Consider the following 19717-nt stretch of genomic DNA (forward strand, 5'->3'; position numbering starts at 1 on the left):
GTCGAACGTGATGCGTAGCAGTATAGGGGCGCCCCTGTGGCCCCGCAGGCACCGTGTCCGTTCGTCGCGCGAAATGGCAGGATTTGACGTGATACGTCTATTGATGACAGCTATCGGGCTCCGGAGAATCGGGGGGGTCTTCAATGGAGGTCGATCATGACTGTGAACGTTGCCGGCATCACCCTTCCCGATAGCCAACTGGCTCGCGAGATCACCGAGCTTGTGCGCGATACCGAATCCGAATTGCTGTTTCACCACTCCAGCCGCGTCTTCTATTTCGCGGCGCTGGCGGGCCAGCGTCGCGGGCTCGAATACGATCCCGAGCTGCTCTACTGCGGCTGCATGTTCCACGACATGGGGCTCACGCACCAGCACAGCAGCGCGTGCGAGCGCTTCGAAGTGGACGGTGCCAACGCGGCCCGCGATTTCCTGAAAAGCAAGGGCATCTCGCAGCAGGATATCGATGTCGTGTGGACCTCGATCGCGCTGCATACCACGCCGGGCATTCCGCAGCACATGCATCCGGTGATCGCGCTCGTCACGGCGGGCGTCGAGATGGACGTGCTGGGCCTGACGTATCCGGAATACAGCGACGCCGAGCGCGACGCGGTCGTGAGCGCGCATCCGCGCACGCCGCATTTCAAGGAGGACATCATCCAGACGTTCTACGACGGGATCAGGCACAAGCCGGATACGACGTTCGGCAACGTGAAGGCCGACGTCATCGCGGACAAGGATCCGCATTTCCGCGCCGGCAATTTCTGCAGCGTGATCCGCAACTCCGCATGGGCTGGCTGACCACCGTCGTCCGCCAGAGCGTTCGTCGATGCCGGTCGCCGGACCCGCGCGACCGGCGCCGCCTCAGCCGATATTGATCGACTGCCCGACGTGCAGCACGTTCGGCGCCGAGGCCATGCCCGGATTCAGCTGCAGGATCTCGTTGAGTGCGCGTGCATCCTGCTGGTCGTGCGTCATCGCCTTCTGGTCATCCCGCGACACATGCGCCGCATCGAGCAGCGATTGGCGATGCGCGTCGGCGATCACCCAGAGCGAATCCCCCGCGACGACGATGTACGGTTGCGCGGCCGGCGACGGCGGCGCGGAGGGTTGCGCGGGCGCCGTGCTGCCCGTCGTGCCGGTGCCGGGCGGCTGCGTCACGGTTGCGCCCGGTGCGAGCCCGGTCGTCGGCGTGCCGCCGGTCTGCGGCGGCTGATGCGATGACGACGATGACGACGATGACGTCGGTTTCGACTTGTGCGTCGACGACCCCGATCCGCTCGAAGGCGATCCGAAGAACAGGCTCTGCAACTGCGTGAAGCCCCAGATTCCGATCGGCACGAGGATCAGCGCGGTCGGGTATTTCTTGACCCAGCGCGTCGCGTTCGGGAAATGGGTGTTCAGGCGCGCGCCGAGCAGGATCGCCGTCGATGTCGCGGCTGTTGCCGCAAGCCCGTAATGGCCCTTGTCGTATTGCGCGATCGTGCCGGCGACGCCGCTCGCCACACCGACGAAATCCGACGTCGAATCGATCAGGCGCACGACGCGGCTGCGCTTGTCCGCGTTCACGCGATGCGCGCTCACTGCGTAGACCAGGCCCGAATACGTCGCGGCGAGCGCCGCGCTCGCGGTCGTCAGCGCGCCCGCGACCGTCGGCGTGGTCATCAGCCCGTGCACGCCGACGGCGATCGTCCCTGAATAACCGACGATCGCGCTGCCGCGCCCGACGAGGCCGAGCAGCCGGCGGGAATTGCCGCGGTGCAGCTGCGTGAGCGACGTGCCGCCGACCATGCCCTGCATGTTCGCCAGCAGGTCGGCCGACAGTTCCTTGATCTGCGCGGCCGCATCGTCGAAACCGATCAAACCTTGACGGTGCATTTCGACGAAGTGGCTCGCCTTCACGCGGGTCTCGTTCGTCAGCAAGTCGAGCTGTTCGAGCCGCGCCGGATTGTAGCCGTGCACCGAAGCGCTCAGCTGCTGCGCGAGCGAGCGCTGCAAGCGGTCGAGTACGTCGTGCACCGCGCGCGGGTCGCCGCTTTGCAGGCTCTGCACCGCACCCTGGTGCATCGCGCCGAACACGCGGCCGGCACGCGCGCCGACGAAGAGCGCGGTGTTCGCGTGACTCAGCGCGTCCGAGCTCATCATGTTCATGCCGTTGAACACGTTCAGCGCAACCAGCGAGCTTGCACCGGCCACCGTGCCGCCGAAACCCAGCGACCACATCCAGTCGCGTTTGCCGAACGACGGCCGGTGGACGCGCAGCGCGTTGAGTTGCGCGAGCGCGGCTTTCTGCGGGTCGCCGCGCTGGTGGCTTGGCTGCGCGGCGATGTCCCGGTTCACGATGACGGGTTTGGTGTCGTCGATGGCGAGCTTCGGGTCGGCCGCCACCGCGCGCCAGAAAGCGGTGCTCGACGCGTTCGCGTGCGCGTCGATCTTGAGCTGCATGGGTTCGGTGTCCGGCTTGCCGTATTGGCTCAACCAGCGGCTGCCGGCGTCGCGTGCGCGGAATTCGGCCCGGTTGGCGGCCGCGGCGGTATTCCAGTAGTTCTCCTTGGCATAGGTAATCGTCGCCTGTCGCGCGCGGTCCATCAGCGCGGTGGTATTGCCTTCGTACAGTTTGGTACGCAACTGCGCGAGCTTCTCGGGCGTCATCCCGTTCGCGAGGCCGACGCGTTCGACCTCGGCGAACAGCACCTGGTGCTGGTTCGCGAGCGTTTGCGTGCCGACACGCTCGAACACGCGCGTGAGTGCGTCGGCGCCATGCAGGCGCGCGAGCTTGCCGGGCGCGCGCAGTTCGTATTCGACGAGCTTGCGGGCGAGTGCGGCGGTCAGGTCCTGGTTCGCGATGAAGTCCGAGCCGTGCGTTGCATACGACAGCCCGAGGTGAACCCAGTCGAGTTCCTTGCGGTCGAGCACGGCCTCGACGAGTTTCAGGTGACCGTCGCCCGGCACCGGTTCGAGCACGGCATCCCAGCCGTGGAACGTCACCATCACGTGCGGCGCGTCTTTGTCGGTGTTCCGGCGGGCCCACGTTTCGAGCGCGTCGAACGTGCGCACGTAGTCGTGATAGGCATCGTTGGTGCCGGCAAGCGTGCGCTGGTCTTCGGCCGACACGAGCGCGCGCGACGGCGCGGTTTCGAGGCGCAGCACGAAGCCGCCTTCGGATGCCGCGTCGAGCCATTTGTCCAGGTGGTCGAGGTCGTCGAGCTCGAGCTGGCGACCCGTGCCGTCGATGTCGATCCGCGCGTTCGCTTCGTCAAACTGAGCGTTATCGAGGTTGCCGAGCTCGCGCACGCGGCGGATGAACGCCGGGTCGTGCTTCCTGCCGAGCGCCGCGGCCAGCGAATGCGGATCGACCGCGACCGACACGACCGGCATCGCGCCGCCGTAGCGTTTGACGAGCGCGAGCATCTCGTCGGGGTTGTCGCGCAGCGTGAAGCCGCGCGCCATCAGCGCAATGCGATCCTGAATCTCGGCCTTCGCGCGTGCATAGGCCTGCAGCGCATGCCGGTCCGCGGCGCGTGCGATCGACAGATAGGTAATCGCGCCTTTCGCATGGCGAGACAGCACGTTTGCCGCGTGATCGGGCCGCGACAGCGGGCCACGCCACGGCATGCTCGACACATCGCGCGCGAGCCGCAACGGGAGGCCGAGCGCTTTCATCATCACGCTGTCGGCCATCATGACCTGCCGGTTTGCGCCGAGATCGAGCGGTTCGCCGCTGCGGCCCGCAAACGCCTTGACGCGTTCGTGCTCGGGGAACCAGTTGTCGACTTTCGCCTTGCCGAAGCGAAGGATCCATTCGGCGATCGTCGCGCTCGACAGGCCGGGCTGATAGGTCTTGATGCTGAACGGTTCGCCGGCGGGGAGTGCCGGCGGCGCGGCAGGTGCCGGTGCGGCCGGCGTGCTCGGGTTGCCGTTCTTGCCCTTGCCGCGCGTGCGTTTCTTCGGCTTCGCCGGCGGGCTGGCAGCGGGCGCGCCCGACGCGGGGTCGTTGGCGAGTCTGGCTTGCTGGGTCGTCGCTGCCGTCAGTTCGGTCGCGATGCGCTTCTCCAGCTCGCCGAACGGCGCGGACGATTCCGCGGCGGCTTTCGTCAGTTGCTTGTCGAGTTCCGCCTGTTTCAATGCATAGGCTTCGAGCTGCGTCGGTTTTGCGCGCGCGTCGAACGCGGCCGGATCGAGCTTCGTCACCAGGAAATGGCGGTTCGCGCCATCCGGGCCGCCGCCGATCGTGGTCTTGTCGAGATCGATGCCGGGCTTGCCCGCATCGTTGAAATGCGTTGCGTCGTCGAACCATTGCAGCTTGTCGTCGCGTGTCGCGAGGATGCCGTCCGGCTTGTGCAGCGTGTCGATCAGCGCGCCTTCCGTGCCGTAGACGTAGATGAAGTACGCCGGGCCGACCTGGCCGAGATCGATCACGCGCCGCAGATGCAATGTGTTTGCGCCGCTGAAGTCGTGCACGTCGTCGGCCGATTTCGGCAACAGGTTCGGCGCGACCCATCGATGGGCGAGCGGCGTCGCCCCTGCGGGCGGCTTGCCCGCCGACTGAATCCTGCCGAGCCGGCGTTGCACGCGGTCGCTCAGTTTCAGCGGCGGCGGTTTCTGCTCGGCGACCGGCAACGCCCGCTCGGCAGGCTCGAAGCCGCCATAGCGGGACACCGCCGATTCCGGCAGCGAGGACGGGACGAACACGACGCCGCGCCGTCCGTCGGGCAGCCCGCGCGCGCGGCGGCGAAACGCGGTGCCGAGATCCTGCGCCCCGATCGACGCGTCGCCGACCGAGGTCTTCTCGTGATAGGTCCAGCCGCCCTGTTCGGACTCCGCGTAGCCGAGCACCTTGCCGGTCTTCCTGTCGACCGCGAAGATCGTCGCGCCAGCGGGCAGGGCCTCCGCGGCCTTTGCGGCCGCTTTGGGCCGTTTGTACCGCGGCGCGCGGGAGAGGGCGTCGATCTGCTTGACGACCTCATCCGCAGGCATGTCGCCGGAAGGCTCGGCATCCCACACGCGCTTCGTGTCGATGTCTTCGACCTTCGCCGCGCCGCCGAATTGCCGCAATTCGTCGAGCGACACCGGCGACAGGTAGAAGTCGAAATCCGCGCGCGCCTCATGCGGCGGCTTGCTGTCGTTGCGCTTGCGCGGACGCGTGCCCGGATACACCGCGTCGCGTACTTCGTGCGATGGCGTGTCGCCGGGATCGGCCGCCTCGGGCTGGCCGGGCTGGCTGTACGCGTCGGTCTTCAGGCTCGCGACGAAGTCGGGCTGCGGATGTGTGCCGTCGTCCGCCGGCCGGTCGAGGTGCTTCGCGATCAGCACGTGCGCGTTGGGTCCCGCGTATTGCGCGAGGTCGCGGATGTCGGCCAGTTGCGTCCCGTCGATCCGCTTCAGGTTGCGCTTGCCGTGCGCATCGAGCCAGTCGGCCGCACGCGACTCGGGTGTGAGCGCGGGCGCGGCCGGCATGAAGGTAGACGGATCGGGCACCGGCCACATCATCATCGACGGCATCGTCCGCGGCGCCGCACCGGTGCGCCCGGCCTTGCCATCACGCATGGCCTGCTCGGCCTGCGCGCGATACAGCGCGCGGTAGACGGGGTTGCCGGGCAGCGACGCGGGCGCATTGCCGAACGCGTCGGCGAGCCGGGCGAGGCCGGCTTCGTCGCTGGGCATCACATGGTCGGCTTCGCGCGCGATCGCATCGGGGAGTACCGCATGCTCGGCGATGTCGATGCCGGTCGCTTCGAGGATCTGCTTGCGCACCGCGAACGCGTTGGCCTGCGCGCGTGCTTCGGCGAGCAGCGTGCTTTGCACGTACGCGTCGGGGTTGCGGGTGTCGAGGTCGAGCCGGTTCGTCGCCACGTCGACCGCGTGACCGATCTCGTGCGCGAGCACGTAGACGATCGTGCCGGCGTGGCGCAGGCCGCCGTCGATCACGATCCGGCGCTGTTCGGCGTCGACCTTGCTGCCGGCGCCCGCGCGGCCCTGCACGATCTCCCAGTGGCCCGGATTCAGCAGCCGCATCTGATCGGCGAGCAGGCTCGACTGACCGGCGAGCGCATAAGCGGCGTCGGGCAGCGGCGCACCGCCGAACCACATCCGGATGCGCGTGATGAGAGACGGCTTCTGGACGAACGCGCCGTCCGGCAGCGTTTCGCTGATCGCCGGATGCGCGAGCTCGACGTGGCCGCTGGCGATGCCGCGTTTCAGCGGGTCGATGACGGCATCGATCATCCCCGGCGTCCGGTTGGCGGCCGGGTCCGGATGCCGGATCAGGACGGAGGGATCGCTGAAATAGAAGTTGCCCTGTGCATCGAACAGGCCCTCGAAGTCGAACGACAGGCCATGACGTTCGGCCAGCGCGCGCATGGCGGCGAGCTGCCGCATCGATTCGCGCGTCACGCGCTTCGGCAGGATGCCGTTCATCACGTCGATGCTGCCGAGCTCGGCGAGCGGGCTGTACAGCACCGCGATGCGGCCGCGGTACGTGAACGGGCCGTCGACCGTGACCGTGCGCATGCCGAGCGCTTTCAACTGGTCGAGCCCACGTGTTTCATGCTCGAGCATCGTGCGCGCCTTGTCGCCACCCGCTTCGAACAGGCCGATCGCGTTGCGCTTGCCGAGTTCGAACACCGCCTTCGCGGTGCCCGCGCCGAGGAACGGGCCGAGCAGTTCGGCGGGATCCACGCGCCGCGACGGATCGCCGGCGACATGCAGGCCGTTCGCGTCGGCGGCGAGCGCGCCCGGGTCGATCCGTTCGCGCGGCGACGGTGTGTAGCGGGTCCACGTCCCCGGGCCACCGAACTGCATCCGGTGCGTGCGGTCGGTGTGCGACTCGCCGATCGTGCGAACCGTGCCGCTGTCGGGCACGTAGATCGTGCGCTGCCAGATGTTCGCGAGCCACGCGCCGTGCGCCGCGCGTGCGTCGCCGCCATCGAGCACGAGGCGGTTGCCCGTTTGGGCGGGCCCGAACGCGTGGCGATGATCGATCGAGTAGTCGACCGGCGTGGCGGGACGGCCGTGGGCGTCGAGCAGGCCGCCGACGGCATCGGTTCGCGCATGGACGAGCGTCAGCGGTTCGCCGCTTGCATAGGACACCGGACCGTTGCGGGAGAAGGTCAGCTTCGGCGCGCTGCCGCCGAACCAGCGCCGCGGGAACGGCGACACGCGATCCGCATGCTCGTTGCTCCACTGCACCTGTTCGTCGAGCGTGCGCGGCAGCCGCGCGCCGCCCGTGCCGCCGGACGATTCGGTCGTATGCGGTGCGGGCATGCGCAGCGATGCGTTGCCCGACTGCTGCTGGTCCCAGGCGTGGCCGTAGAACGTGCTGTAGCGTTCGCCGTTGCGGCCCGACACCGCGGCGTTGCCGAATGCGTCGGCGAGGCGCGCGAGGCCCGCTGCGTCGCCCGGCATCACGTGGTCGGCCTCGCGTGCGATCGCGTCGGGGAGCACCGCGTGCTCGGCGATGTCGATGCCGGTCGTTTCGAGGATCTGCTTGCGCACCGCGAACGCGTTGGCCTGTGCGCGTGCTTCGGCGAGCAGCGTGCTTTGCACGTACGCGTCGGGGCTGCTGGTGTCGAGGCCGAGCCGGTCGTTCGACACGTCGGCCGCGTGACCGGCTTCGTGCGCGAGCGTATAGACGAGCGTGCCGGTGCTGAGCAGTCCGCCGTCGATCACGATCCGGCGCTGGTCGACGTCGGTGCGGCTGCCGCGTCCCGCGCGGCCCAGCACGATCTGCCAGCCGTCCGATTTCAGCAGCCGCATCTGTTCGGCGAGCAGGCTCGACTGACCGGCGAGCGCATAAGCGGCGTCGGACAGCGGCGCGCCGCCGAACCACATGCGGATACGCGTGATGAGGGACGGCTTCTGGACGAACGCGCCGTCCGGCAGCGCTTCGCGGGTCTCCGGATGGGCGAGGACGATGCTGCCGTCGGCGATGCCGCGTTTGAGCGGATCGATGACGCTGTCGATTTCCTCGAGGGTGGACGCGATATCGTCATGCTCGTCTGAGCGGAACACGGTGGAAGGATCGCTGAAATAGAACTCGCCGTGCGCGTCGAAGAGACCCTGGAAATCGAACACCAGCCCATCGCGTTCGACGATCTCGTGCATCGCTGCGAGTTGTCGCATCGACTCGTGCGTGATGCGCTTCGGCAACGCGCCGAGTGAGACGGCCCGGCTGCTGAGTTCGGCGAGCGGGTGGTACAGGATCGCGATCCGGTTGCCGACCGAGAACGGGCCGTCGATGGTCAGCGTGCGCATGCCATAGCGGCGCAGCATGTCGAGCCCGCTGCGTTCCGTGTTGAGCGCATCGTGATGATCGTCAATCTGGCTGTCGCGCGGCCGCTGGGGATCGATGTCGTACAGGCCGATCGCGTTGCGCTTGCCGAGCTCGAACACGGTCTTTTCGATGCCGGCCCCGAGGAACGGGCCGATCAGCGCTTGCGCGTCCAGGCGCCGTGACGGATCACCGGCCACATGGAGGCCGTTTTCGTCGACGGCGAGTTCGCCATAGTCGATCCGCTCGCGTGGTGATGGCGCATAGCGGGTCCACGTTGGCGCATGGCCGAACTGCACCTGTTCTCTCGTGCCCGCCGGATTTCCCGCAACCGCATTGAGGCTGCGGATCGTGCCACCGTCCGGCACGTAGACCGGACGCTGCCAGGTGTTCGCGAGCCACGCGGCGCCAGCGTGCCCGTTGTCCGCGGCGAAGATCAGCGCGCGTCCGGAGCCGGCGCCGGTCGACGAGCCGGCCAGGAAGTTCGCGATTGAATAGTCGACGTGCTGTGCGGGGCGTCCGTGTGCGTCGAGCAGATTGCCCGCGGCATCGGTTCGTCCGTGGATGACCGTCAGCGGGTCGTCGGGCCCGATCGACGTGCGTCCGTCCAGGCTCTTGAGCGTCATCTGCCGCGGCTCGTTGCGCCCGCGTTGCGCGAACGGCGAAATCTGCTCCGCATGCGCGAAGCTCCACCGCACCTGTTCGTCGAGCGTGCGCGGCAGCGGCGTGCCGCCGTCGCCGACCGATTCCGTCGTGTGCGGCGCGGGCATGCGCCGCGGCGCGCCGCCGTGACGCTTCTGCTTGTCCCAGATGCCGTCGTAGAAAGCCTGATAAGTCTCACCGCGGCGGCCCGACACCGGCACGTCGGCGAATGCGTCGGCGAGCCGTTCGACCGTGCCCGCATAGTCGCTCGACGGTCCCCAGTGGTCGGCCTCGTGCTGGAGCGCGTCGGGCAGCGTCGTTTGCGCCGCGATGTCGCCGCCGCCCGCGAGGTCGATCTCGTAGCGCGCTTCGAACGCGTTGATCTGCGCGCGCGCTTCGGCTTCGAGCGCCTTGCGCGTGAAGCGGCTGCGACCGCTGTAGTCGAGCGAATCGAGCGTGCCGTCGATCGCCTCGACCGCGTGCTTCGCCTCGTGTGCGAGCGTGTACGTGATGCTGCCCGAATCGCGCAGGCCGCCGTCGATCGTCACGCGGCGCCGCTTCGGATCGATCCGGCTGCCGCCGCCGCGCTTGCCGAGGCTCACGCGCCAACCGGCGTCGCTCATCATCCTCAATTGCTGCGTGAGCGTGTCCGATTGCTGCGCGAGCGCATGGACCGCGTCCGGCAGCGGTGCGCCGCCGAAGCGCATCTGCAGCCGCGTGAAGAGGCCGGGGCCGGCCAGCGACGGGTCCGGCGGCGTTTCGGTGATTTCCGGGTGCGCGGCGGGCGGGAGCGCGTGGTCCTCGGCCTGCGCGTCGCCGGTCGGAGTCGGGCGGGACGCGTCGCGCGCATCGTTTGCCGCCTGCGAGGCAGACCGCTCGGCCGGCTTGACGAGCACCAGGATGCGGTTCGGCGCGCTGAATGCGCCGTCCAGCGCGCGTGCCGCGCGAGCGGGCGGTTGCGGCGGCAGGGCGGCGCTGTTCTCCGGGTCGGTGGCGCCGCGCTTGGTCGACGCGAGCACGATGACGGTGTCGTCGTTCGCGGGCGGCGGCGCGCGGCGGATTGCGGGCGCGTCGGGAGCCGGCGCGGGCGTGTCGGCTTCGGCGATGCCTGCCGTCGCGTCGACGTGCTGCGCCTGCGCGTTCGTGCCGACGACGCGGCCGCCCGTGACCGGCGCATCGGGCGCAGGCATGTAGCGAGTCAACGACGCATCCGCGCGCAGCGTGCCGTCCGTGTGCAGCGCTTCCGGCGTGGCGGCGAACACCGGGCGCTGCCAGCGGTTCGCGAGTTCGGGCGCAACGTGCGCGTCCGCGGCATCGGCGATGACGACGATCGGTTCCGCGACGTCCGCGGGCAGCGATCCCGCCGCGCGAGGTTGCGCAGCATCGGGCGGCGCCGCAGCGTGGTCGTCGCCGTTACGCACGATGAAGAGCGTGTGCTCGCCGTAGTCGAGTGCCTCGACCGACGGGCCGCGCGGCACGGAGACGCCAGCCGGATCGAGCGTCGCGGGCCGGGTTGCCGGTTCGGCGTCGGTCAGGTCGATCACGCGGACCGGCGTGCGCGGTGCGGCGCTGGCCGGTTCTTCGAGGGCGTCGGCACCGGGGGCGCCGGGCGCCCGCGCGACGGCCGGATCTTCCGCCGCGCGCAGGTCGCTGCTGCGGCGATTCTGCGCGGCGACATGCGAATCCGACGAGCGCGTTTCCTGCTGGTTCTCGTCGCGCGCGGCCTGTGCTTCGCTCGTGTGCTGCGCATCGCGTGCGCTTGCCGCCGTGGTTGCGGTGGCCGTGTTGCTCGCTGCGGACGCGCGCGTCGCGGCTTCGTCGGCGGCGGGCGCGTTCTGCGCATGGTCGGCGGGCGGAGCGTGGTCGTTCGCCTGTTGCTGCAGGTCGTTTTGCCACTGCGTGGGTGTTTTCGCGACGAGCTTCGACGGCGCGTCGATTTCGCCGTCGCTGCCGAACGACAGCCGGTCGCCCGTCTGCGTGATCGAATCGATCTTCGTGCCTTCGGTCCAGGTCTTGCCGGTCAGCTTGACGATGCTCAGTTCGCCATTCTCGCCGAGCATCACCGAGGCACCCCGCGGCAGATTGTTCAGGTCCTTGTTGTTGAGCCCGTCGAGCACGCGCACGGGCATGTTGTCGTAGGTGAGCACCTTGTCGCCGGCCATCAACGTGCCATCCTTCGCGACCTTGATGTCGACGCCGTCGAGCGACGCGCGCGTCGCGCCGAGCGCGAGTTGCGGCGGCTCCTTCCCGCCCAGGATTTTCTGCAGCTGCTGGCCGTCGATCGAGATGCTGTCGCCAGCCGCCGAGCGCGCGATCACCGGCCTGCCGGTGACGCGAACCGCCGCATTGACCACGCGATCCCGCACGCCGCCTGCACCCATCAGCGCGACGTTCGTGAAGCCGGACTTGAGATCCTCCCAGCCCTGCTTGCTGTTCCCGTCGGCGAACGCGAAACCGGCCTCGACGAAGCTCTCGCCCGCGGCGCCGACGCCGGTGGCGAGCGACGTGCCGCGCACGATCGCCGTGGTCACGCGCGCGGCTTTCGCCGAGCCGGTGAGTGCCGTGATCGTCTTGCCGAACACTTCCGAGCCGGCGAACTTCGCGGCGCCGGCCGCGCCCATCGGCACGAGGTTGAGCCAGTCGCCGCGCGCGCCGGCGTCGGTGAACGGATTGATGCTCTGGTTGTGTTCCCATCGCGAGCCGATATCGATCGCGGATTTCGCCATGCTCGAACCGATCGCCGTGTCCATCATGGCCGCGCCCGTGAAGTTCAGCGCGGCGCCGGCAAACGCGCCCGCGCCCGTTGCGTCGAGCAGCACGCCGGCACCCTCCATCAGCAGCCCGAGACCCATCATCCCGAGGTTCACCTTGCCGCCGGTCAGCGTGTTCAGCGCGCTGTCGAACCAGTCGTCGTGATGCGCGGCCTTCTGCTGAAACTGCGCGTGACCGTTGCCGTCGTAGCCGGTCACGAGGTCGAGCGTGCCGCTCGACGCAAGCTGGTTGTTGTCGAGGTAGTCGCCGACGTTGTCGTAATTCGCCGACGTGTCGTCGACGTACTGGACGTTGCCCTTGCCGTCGGTGACCTTGAAGAGCGCGCTCGTCACCATGCCGGCCGTCTTGTCCGAATAGATCAGCGGCAGGATGTTGACCTGCGTGCCGGCGCCGCCGCCGAGCTTCAGGATTTCGCCGCGCACCTTGTTGATCGTGTCCAGCTTGTCCTTGTCGGTGTAGCGCACCGTGTCGTCGTTGACGGGCGCGGTGGGCGAGCCGGCGTCCGACGACGGCTGGACGTCCGGCGCGAGCCCGATCGCGGTGCCGATCAGGTTGCGCTGCTCGTTGTCGGTCAGCTTGCCGAAATCGATCGTCGCGGCCTTGTTCGTGGTCGCGCCCGCCTGGTCGAGCAGCGATTGCGACAGTTCGCCCTGGTGCGCGCGGAAGAAGCCGTCCAGCGCCTTCGAGTACGCGTCCTTGTCGTCCTGGCTCTGCGGGTTGCGCAGGTTCTCGGCGAGGCTCGCGTCGAACTGGTCGAGCAGCACCTGCTGATGCGACATCTCCGTCAGTAGCTGCAGCTTGTTGATGTTCGCATCGGCTTGCTGCAGATCGCTGCGGGCCTTGTCGAGGTCGCCCTGGTACGGATTCGCGCGTAGCGGCGTCGGCATCGGGATCTCGTCGCCGTCCACCATGCGCAGCCGCACCGGTGTCGGGTTGTGCGCGTACCAGTCGTCGTAGGTTTTCTGCGTGTCCGCGAGCTTGCCCTTCAGCACGCCTTCCTGCGTCTGCGCGTTCGCGAGCTGGAATTTCGCGGCTGCGTCGTTGTACGTGTTGGACAGCCTGCTGTCGGCCGCGCGCAGCGCGCCCGCGACGACGTGCAGCTTTTTCGCGTCGAGCGCGGTCTGGCCGGTCGCGGTGGTCGGCACGGACGTGTTCGAGCCGGGCGGTCGCAGCACGAACGACGGATTCGTGAACAGCGTCGTGGGGGGAAACGATGTCGACAGACTGCTGGCCGGTGCCGACGTGCTCAATGACGACGACGGCGTCTGCGTCGTCGACGGAGCCGGCGTACTCGATGTATTCGGCGTACCCGATGCGCTCGGCAGCGACGTGCTCAACGACGGCGACGGTCCTGGCGACGGGGCCGGTGTCGTCGTCGTGGGCGGCGGATTCGTCGACAGCGTCGGCGTCGGGTTCTGCAGCACGAACGGCACCTTCGGCGCGAGTTGCGTATCGATCTGCGAGCCGGCGTCGTCGTACTGCTGCGCGAGCGTCTGGCCGTAGGCGACGACGAAGCCGTCGTGCGCGAGGCTTGCCGTCTGTTTCGCCTGTGCCAGCGCATCGGATGCGTTGCCGAGATCGACGTCGACCTTCGGATGCGGATCCAGCGATTTCGGATTCGCGGAATGCCAGTCGTCGGACGCGCTTTTCGCCGTGTCGTATTTGGTCTGCAAGTCGTCGACCGTGAGCTGCGCGCCGAGCATCTGCATGTAGCTGCCGCTCGTGTTCGCTTGCGTGGTCGCGCGATCGAGCGCGGCCTTGTCGTCCTTCGCCGCGCCGGGCGTCGACCCGATCAGGCAGGCGCTGTCGACGTCGTATTTCTGCTGCAGCGTCGTGACCTGTTGTGCGTCGAGCGACGCAGCATAGGCCGCGTTTGAATAGTTCGCGATCTTCGCTGCCTGCGCGACGTTCGCTTGCACGGCGTTCATATCGACGTTGCCGTTCTGGTCGGCCGCGGGCGCGTCGGGCAGATCGACCTGCAGTTGCAGCTGCGCGAGCGCATCGTTCAGATTGCCGACACCGGTATCGATCGCGTCCTTGTACGCGGGATCGCCCATGTACGACTGGAACTGCGTATAGGCGAGATTCGCGTTGCTGACGTCCGCCCAGTACTTGGCCTGGCCGACCGTCGCGCTCGACGTCGCTGACTGCCAGTCGTCGTACGCCTGGACCTGGTCGGGCGTCTTGCAATCGCCCTGTTGCGGAACGAAGTTCGGATTCGCCTTCGTCTGATCGGGGAACAGCTTCTGCAACGCGGCGAGTTTCGCGTCGGCCTGCTGCTGCGCGGGGCCTTCGATGTTCTGGTTCGTCGGGTCGGAGCTGTACTGGTCGGCCTTCGCCTGTTCGCCGTACAGGATGCGGTAGCCGGCGTCGGTCGTCACGTCGAGCTCGCGTTGCGCGGTGTCGGCCGCATTGCGCGCTTTCGTGTAGTTGTCGACGGCGGCCTTGTGCTCGTCGGGCGTCGAGTCGGGGTCGCGGCTCGTCATCCGCAGCACGCCTTGCGCGCCTTGCAGTGCCTGCTGCGCGTTGTCGTATTTGGTCTGCGCGTCCTGTATCACGCCCTGGACCGCACGCGTCGTGTCGTTGTCGACGGTGATCTCGGGCGGCGCCACGCGATATTGATCGGCCAGGCTCTGCAGCAACGCGGTGGCCGAGCCGATTTCGGCGTTGGTCGGTTTGGACGGATCGGTGCCGAGGTCCGCCTGCACGGGGATCGGCGGCGCGGCGGTCGGGTTGACCGGGTTGGCGGGACCGTTGTTCGGGCCGTCGTTGGACGTGCCGTCCACATTTTGCGGCGGCTTCGGCGCGAGGTCCGGATTCAGCGTTTGCGACAGGAAACGCTGCCAGTTCAAACCCAGACCCATTCCGTCGATGGACAGCATGCAAGGCTCCCGTCAGGCGCGGCCGTACGCGGGATGCACGCCGCCTGCGCCGCATGGCGCGAATTCGAGTGTACGGAAGCGGGGGGAGCGGGCACGGGCACGATTCGTAGCGGGTGACGGCAGGGAGCCGGCTCGTCCGGGCAACGCTACGGGAAACGGCCATGCCGGCGTACAGCGCGGTGCGCGGGACAGCGCGGCGATGGGGCGGGAGCCGCGATTCGCCTGGTTTCGCGTGTTACGGCTTCTTTTCTGGTGCTCGGCGAATTCTTACTGTCAGCTTTCGTTTTGGTGGCCAGGGTTGCGAAATAGGCTGTGACGCTTCGGCGATCCGTCGCGTGACGTGGATCCGGCGCTTGAACAGTGCGGTTGCTTCAGCGTTCCACTGTCAGAACGTTGTTACGTGACAACTGCAAGTTACAGTGGATGATTTTATATACTGAATCTCTATCTCGACTCCGCGAGGCGAATCTTCGATTCGCGCGAGTTCTCGCGCGTCCTCTTTAACAGGCCTTCCAGCCCGTTGGGATACCCGCACTTCCGCAATCCGCAAGTTCCCGGCAAAACGCCTATAATGATTGGGCAAATTGCCGGAGAGAGGTCATGAGCACCATTGCTTTTCATCCTTCGGGCGTCGCGCATCCGCGCCAGGCCGAATTCACGATTCTCGAGCAGCTGTTGGCGATCCGCGTCCGATCGGGGGCCGATCTTGCCGAGCTGGCGAGCGCGCGCGTCGATGTGTCGGTGATCGACCGGCTGTCGGAGCGCGGCCTGAAATCGGACGAGCTGGCCTTCATCATCCCGCGCCGCACGCTGAGCCATCGTCGCCAGGCGCACGAACGCCTGTCGCCGGAGGAATCCGACAAGGCGATCCGCCTCGCGCGCATCGTCGCGCAGGCGACGGCCACGTTCGGCGACCAGGACAAGGCGATGGCGTGGCTGCGCAACGGGCTCCAGCGCTTCGGCGGCCGCACGTCGCTCGACATGGCGAGCACCGAGCATGGCGCACGGCTCGTCGAAGAAGCCCTCACGCAGATCGACGAGGGGTACTTCGCTTGACGACGCTGTGGCGGATCAGCAATTACGCCGACCTGAAGGGCATCGGCGGGTTGCGTGCCGGCGGGCGCTGGCATTTTGCCGGGCAGCCCGTCGTGTATCTCGCCGAGCATCCGGCGCTCGCGCTGCTCGAGACACTCGTTCATTTCGAAATCACCACGGTCGCGCAATTGCCGAGCGGATATCAGCTGCTTCGCATCGAGGTGCCCGAATCGGTGGACGTCGCCGAGATCGCGGAAGGCGATGCGCCGGACGACTGGCGAACCAACGTCGACTGGACCCGCAGCGCCGGCACCGAGTGGCTGCATACGCAGCCGAGCGCGCTGCTGCGCGTGCCGAGTGTCGTCGTGCCGCACGCGCACAACTTCCTGCTGAACCCGCTGCATCCGGCGGCGTCCGAGGCCCGCGTCGCGGAAGTCATGCAATCGCCGTACGACACGCGGATTCTGCGGTTGATCCAGTCGAAGCCGGGCGAATAGGAAACCACGAAGAAACGGGCCCGTGCCGGGCGCCGGCTCAGCGTTCGTGCGCGGCGCGATCCGCAGCCGCGTCCCGCGGCAGCGTTTGCCGGATGCGCGTGACCGTTCGCGTGCTGACGAGACCGAGCATCTCGCTGACATCGGCATGCGCGTGGCCGGCGAGCAGCTGGCGGCGCGCATACGTGTTGCGCAGCACGCGCGGGCTCATGTCCGCCGCGTGGAAGCCGATCGCGGTCAGCGCGTCGCGCACCACGAGCAGCAGGAACATGTCGTTCATCGCGCCACCGCCGCGCGGCGCGGGAAACAGCAGCGCCGATGCGGGTGCGTCTGCCGAGCGCGCGCGCCATGCGGCGAGCGGTGCCAGCGCGAACGCCGCGAGTTCGATCCGGCGTGCCGGCCGCGCGCGATCGCGTGGCACGGACAACGCCGGCGCACGCGCGTCGAGATCGGGCGCGTCGTGCGTCGTCGCGCGAATCTCGGCCGACGTGATGCCGCTCGCGAGCAGCAGCGCGACGATCGCGCGATTCCGGCAGTCGGCCGGCGTGTCGTCCGGTTGCGGTTGTACATAGCGCTGCAGCGCCGCGTCGGCATCGGGCGGCAGGTAGCACGGCTCGGGCTCGCCGTCCGGCCAGGCGAGATCGCGCGTCGTCCGGCCGGCCGGATGAATCGTCCGCACGCCGGTGTCGACCAGATGCCGGCCCAGCCGGTCGATCAGCTTCGCGTAGCGCACGCGGGTCGAGGTGCCGGGCGCGCAACTGCGCTCGAGTTCGGTCATGAAGGATGCGACATGGTCGGGCCCGAACGTGGCCAGCGACACGCGGTGTGCGATCAGATGCCGCAGGAACCGTTCGAACATTGCGACGTGCTGCACGACCGAACGCGGCGCGAACGGCCGGCGGCCTGCGCCGGTGGCGGCGGTTTCCTGCCACGCGCGAAAGGCGCCGACGGGGTCGTGAATCCAGCGATTCGTGTCCATCCACGATTTATAGCCGGAACGCGGTGGCGCCGGCAATCGTTCCGGGATTCAATCGGACGGCGCGTCAGCGCGCGCCGTCACCATCACGCGTCGCGCGAAGGCGCCGGCGTCGCGGCTGCTTCCGCACGCGCCTGTCCGCTCAACCTCGCGAACGCGGTGAACGCCAGTTGCGTCGCGATAGCCGCGAGCGTGCCGGCCGCCATGCCGTTGCCGAGCACGATCTGTACGGGCGCGCCGAACTGGCGATACAGGTTCGGCACGAGGATCGGCGCCAGGCCGACGACGAGCGCGGCCGCGAGCGTGTACTGGTTGGCGCGCGTGTGCAGGTCGACGCCGGCGAGCAACCGGATGCCCATCACGCCGATCATCGCGAACACGACCAGCGCGGTCCCGCCGACCACGGCGGCCGGAATCGCATACGCGAGCCGCGCGAGCGGCGCGAACAACGCGATGACGATCAGGATCGCGCCGGCGGCAGCCGTCACGTAGCGCGAACGCACGCCGGTCGTCTGCACGACGCCGATATTCTCGGCGCTGGTCACGATCAGCGGCGTGCCGAACAGCGCGCCGGCCAGCGATGCCAGCGCATCGCCGCGTATCGTCTTCGGCACGTCGCGCGTCAGCGAGATCGGCTTGCCGCACGTTTCGCCGACGGCGACCGTCTGCGCGGTGGCCTCGGCCATCGAGATCGCGGTGAAGATCAGCAGCGGCAGCGCGGCCAGTACGTCGAAGCGCGGCATCCCGAACGGCAGCCACACCGGATACGTGAACAACGGGCCGCGCCACACGTCGGCGAGCGCGGGCATCGCATCAAGCGCCCAGCCGAGCGTTGCGCCGGCCATCAACCCGATCAGCACCGCAAGGCGCCCGAGCGTGCCGCGGAACGCACCCGCGACGACGATGGTGGACACGATCGTCGCGAGCGCGAGACCAAGCGCGCGCGGCTGCGCGAAATCGGCCGCCCCGGGCTGGCCGACGACGATCGTCGCGTAGATCCGGATCAGGTTGACCGACACGAGCAACAGCATCGCGCCGACGACGATGCGCGGAAAGAGCCGCAGGCAGCGCGTGAAGACGGGCAGCAGCACCCAGTAGAACGCGCTTGCGAGCAGCGCCGCGCCGGCCGCGGTCGGCAGGCCCGATTGCGCGGCGATGCCCGCGAACAGCATCGTCGGTGCGCCGCCGGGCACCATCACGAACGGCATGCGCGCGCCGATCGGGCCGGCGCCGAGCGATTGCAGCAGCGTGCCGATGCCGCAGGCGAAGAACGTCGCGCCGATCAGCTGCACCGTCAGGTCGGCCGGCAACGCGAGGACTTTCGCGATCAGGAACACGGCCGTGATCGGGGACGCGGCCATCGACAGCACGTGCTGCAACCCGAACAGCGCGAGCTGCCACGCGGGCAGCCGTGCATCGACGGGCGGAGAGATCGGTTCGTGCGACACGGCAGGCCCCTCGGAAGCGAACGGCGACGATGGCCGGAAACCGGCGGTGAACGGACCGTCAGGTCCGCAGCCAGGGCAACTGTGCGGCGCTGTAGCGGAACGTCTGGAACACGCTGTTCAACTGGCCGGGGCCCGTCTTGCGCGCGGCTTCGTCGGGGTATTCGGCGAACCACGGGATCACGTATTCCCACACGACTTCGCCGGCGGGCGTCACTTCGAACAGCCGGCCCGTCGACGATTCGGTGATGTGCGTGTTGCCGTTCGGCAAGCGCTGCGCGTTGCCCATGAACGGCGTGTAGAACAGGTTCACGACGTCGTCCGCATACGACCACACGACGCGCTGCGTCGACGGGGCGATCTCCACGACGCGCGAGAACACGACGTGCGCGCCGTGGCGGAAATTGCCGTTGTCGAACGCGAGGATGTTGCCGTTCGCGAGCGGCACCGGCGCATGCTGGTGCGACACGACATCGGGCCCGATCCGCAGGTCGACGCTGCCGGTTTCCCGGTTCACGCCGATGATGCCCGACGTCGTGCGCAGGCTCATCAGCACGCGGCCGTTCGCATCGACGCCGAGACCGTTGACGAGCGGCCAGTGATAACGGCCGAAGCCGGCCGCGATCGGGAAATCCTCGGGCCGCAGATGGTCGCGCGCATGCCATTCCCAGACGATCTGCCCGGCCCGGTTCACTTCGCGGATCACGTCCGCGTACATGACCTCGTCGTCGCCGTGCGGCGTGCCGCCCGGCACGCGCCGCGCGAACGCCGCGTCGACCGGTTCGCACGCGGCGTAGAGCAGGTTGCCGTTCGGCAGCCACTGCGCGTCGTGGTGATGCGCGGGATCCTCGTAGCGCCACACGGTTTCGCCTTGGGGCGTGACCTCGTAGAAATCGCCGCCATGCCACATCGACCACGGCGCATAGCGCGATTCGGATTGCGGATGATTGCCGTTGTAGCCGAGGTTGCCGTTCGCGAGGATGACCGCATGGCGGCCGGGGCGCACGGGCATTTTCCAGCGGTGCACGACTTCGCCGTCGATGTCGACGAGATAGACGTTGCCATCGGCCGTCTGCGGCGCGATGAGCGTATAGCCGCCCGCGGACAGCGCGGGGTCGTGGGCGATGAGGCCGACGCCGCGGCGGCGCTGGGTGATCTGGTCGACGGTCGTCACTGCGGTCTCCATTCGAATCGGACACGGGGAT

7 protein-coding genes are annotated in these 19717 nt (G+C 68.3%); 3 read left to right on the plus strand and 4 right to left on the minus strand.

The annotated features are described in order from the left end of the window. The first annotated feature begins 156 nt into the window (after positions 1 to 156). Positions 157 to 798 carry an HD domain-containing protein gene (locus tag ACN22W_RS36050; RefSeq protein WP_419689910.1) on the plus strand — a complete coding sequence of 214 codons (642 nt, stop codon included), beginning with the start codon at positions 157 to 159 and terminating at the stop codon, positions 796 to 798. Positions 799 to 861: 63 nt separating this feature from the next. Here the strand turns inward: ACN22W_RS36050 and ACN22W_RS36055 are convergent, their stop codons facing one another. Next, positions 862 to 14562 (minus strand): LWXIA domain-containing protein, encoded by a 13701-nt coding sequence (locus ACN22W_RS36055; protein ID WP_419689911.1) that lies wholly within the window; start codon positions 14560 to 14562, stop codon positions 862 to 864. A 600-nt stretch (positions 14563 to 15162) separates the two neighbouring features. On the opposite strand from ACN22W_RS36055, the gene ACN22W_RS36060 reads away from it, so the two are divergent. Then, a complete protein-coding gene (locus ACN22W_RS36060) occupies positions 15163 to 15618 on the plus strand; it encodes an antitoxin Xre/MbcA/ParS toxin-binding domain-containing protein (RefSeq protein WP_006480981.1) in 456 nt (151 codons plus the stop codon). Then, positions 15615 to 16094, plus strand: a complete 480-nt coding sequence (locus ACN22W_RS36065; protein WP_343492628.1) for an RES family NAD+ phosphorylase — start codon at positions 15615 to 15617, stop codon at positions 16092 to 16094. Before ACN22W_RS36060 ends, ACN22W_RS36065 begins: the two co-directional genes overlap by 4 nt. A 37-nt stretch (positions 16095 to 16131) precedes the next feature. Here ACN22W_RS36065 and ACN22W_RS36070 read toward each other — a convergent pair whose 3' ends face one another. From ACN22W_RS36070 to ACN22W_RS36080, 3 genes are all read right to left on the minus strand, one after another. Then, the gene (locus ACN22W_RS36070) at positions 16132 to 17070 is read right to left on the minus strand and encodes a site-specific integrase (RefSeq protein ID WP_419689912.1); all 939 of its coding nucleotides are present in this window, start codon (positions 17068 to 17070) and stop codon (positions 16132 to 16134) included. A gap of 83 nt (positions 17071 to 17153) precedes the next feature. Then, positions 17154 to 18515, minus strand: a complete 1362-nt coding sequence (locus tag ACN22W_RS36075) for a uracil-xanthine permease family protein (protein ID WP_419689913.1) — start codon at positions 18513 to 18515, stop codon at positions 17154 to 17156. Between the two features lie 58 nt (positions 18516 to 18573). Beyond that, complete coding sequence (locus tag ACN22W_RS36080) at positions 18574 to 19698, minus strand: aryl-sulfate sulfotransferase (RefSeq protein ID WP_419689914.1); 1125 nt, start codon at positions 19696 to 19698, stop codon at positions 18574 to 18576. Between the last annotated feature and the right edge of the window lie 19 nt (positions 19699 to 19717).

Origin of the sequence: Burkholderia theae (assembly GCF_048565265.1) — a bacterium.
GTDB lineage: Bacteria > Pseudomonadota > Gammaproteobacteria > Burkholderiales > Burkholderiaceae > Burkholderia > Burkholderia theae.